Origin of the sequence: Stieleria sp. (assembly GCF_041595215.1) — a bacterium.
GTDB classification, from domain to species: domain Bacteria; phylum Planctomycetota; class Planctomycetia; order Pirellulales; family Pirellulaceae; genus Stieleria; species Stieleria magnilauensis.
In genome coordinates this window covers 1-2095 of the sequence record NZ_JBFHKV010001303.1, presented here as the reverse complement: position 1 = coordinate 2095, position 2095 = coordinate 1, and the positions used below count along the sequence as shown (strand labels likewise).

The following is a 2095-nucleotide window of genomic DNA, read 5'->3' as shown; positions in this document are numbered from 1 at the left end:
CTCTTTGGACGTCAAACCGGGTCTGTCACGACGTTGGATACTGACCGCTGCGGCCGGCGGTGCGATGGCAGGTTTTCGCTGGACACCGTCGGGTTGGGCGACCGAACCGCAGACCCCGGTTGCGGCCGGATTGTCAGCAAAACCGGCGGTTGAACGATTGGTACAGACGAGCGAAAGTCAAATCATTCGACTCAAGGCGGTCAGTTCGGATTTTGGCAGAACGATTGTCCAAGCGATCGCGTCGGATCCACGAGGCGAGTTGATCGCGGTCGCAGGCGATGATCATGCGATTCGAATCATGGACACGGCGCGGTTGGAAGTCCGCGCGACGCTGCAGGGCCACACGGACATCATTCAAACGTTGCATTTTGATCCCGCCGGCAATCGGTTGGTTTCGGCGGGCAACGATGGGCAACTGATCATTTGGAATCGCGACGCAGATTTCGGTGTGGACCAACGGATGCAGGGCACACCGGCGCTGGCTTGTGTTCGGTTTTCGCCGGACGGTCGAGAGATCGCCGCGGTCGGTTTCGAAAACAAGGTTTACTTGTTCACTCGTACGAAACGTGCGAACCAACCGCAGGCGGAATGCGACTGCACCGACCTGCGTGCGGTGGACTATTCTGGCGACGGAAAGCTGTTGGCGGTCGCCGGACGCAGCGGCGATCTTCACTTGTTTGATCGCGCGACCAACAAACTGATCGACGACTATCTGATCCACACCGGTCGCATTCACGATTTGAAATTCAACGGATTGTCTCCGGTGATCGTCACCGCGGGCGAAGACGGCTACGTCGTGATGTTCGATACCGACGTTAGAAAGCCGATTGGTCGCATCGCCGTCACGACGGGCAAGCTGTTTTCAGTGTGCATCCTGGACCGCCAACACCTGGCCGTCGCCGGCAGTGACAACATGATCCGCATCGTCAACGTGACGCTCGGTCGTGTCGTCGAACAGTTGCGCGGGCACACCGGATCGATTGCCGCATTAGCGTCCAGCGGCGACGCTCTGTTTTCTGGCGGATATGACGCAACACTGAGACGATGGGACCTAGGCGGATTAAAAGCTGGCCGAGAACGCATCGCCGAACGCAACAACCCGATCGATCGATAACGCACACATCGCCTTGAGCGGGTCTTTCACGCCGGGGGAGCGGCGAAAGCATCGACATCAACCGCTTGTGACCAGAGCAGAAACTCGGAAAAGCCCCCTTTTCCACTCGTACAGGCACATGGAGGTGCCGCGCTCGTGATTTGGAAACCCAAACGAATTCGCCGTTCATCACGGAAGCAACCGTCGGAAGTCAAGCGTCGTGCGCCTCGGCCGCAGCACTTGGAGCGACGTGAGTTGCTGGCCGCTGATCCGATTCACGTCGGAGTCGTGTATCTGGAAACGGACTATCTGGAATCCGACAACGACGTGGGCAGCGATTCCAAAGGCGATCGTTTTATCCTGTCGTTCACCGGAGGCGCCGCGGACACCGAGCTGCAGCAACTGCGGATTCGCACCGACAAAGACGGCGATGGCATCTCCGTCGGCGATCCGATCTTTGACACTCAAGTCGGCGGCCGCGGCAAAAGCAACGCGCACGATTTCCAGATCATCAAGATCGAAACGCTCGACGGCCGTATCGCGACGGCGGAAGCCACGGTCGCCGATGGCGGGCAAGAGCTGGTCTTGAACCTGCAGAACTTCCGCGCCGGCGATCGATTGGAATTCACCCTCGACGTCGACGAAGTGCTGCGCAATTCGCTGGATCTGGCCGTCTTCAACGATCGCTTGGACGTCATCACGTCGGGGCAGGAATTTCAGGATTCGATTCTGGAAGCGGTGTTTGAAGCGCCGCACTATGAATCCGCTACCGCCGACGCGATCTTTCTGAATGATTACGGCGCGCCCCATCTGCAGCACGGACTGGATTTGCCGCCGGACGAAGGCAGCGGCCCGGACAGCCGCCCCAACCGTAGCGCGGCGGCGGTCGCGACGACCAGCCAAACGCCCAAGCCGGTTTCGATCAGCGGTGGAGTCTGGCTGGACAACAACTTGGACGCGATCTGGCAAGACGATGAAATCGGACTCTCCGACGTCGAATTG

At 59.2% G+C, this 2095-nt stretch carries 1 protein-coding gene and 1 pseudogene; both read left to right on the top strand.

The genetic code is table 11. The features are described from left to right. The coding region (locus ABX749_RS30775; protein WP_372899401.1) for a WD40 repeat domain-containing protein at positions 1-1114 on the top strand (1114 nt) is incomplete at its 5' end. A 135-nt stretch (positions 1115-1249) separates the two neighbouring features. Further along, a pseudogene (locus ABX749_RS30770) lies at positions 1250-2095 on the top strand (hypothetical protein); the annotation flags it as partial.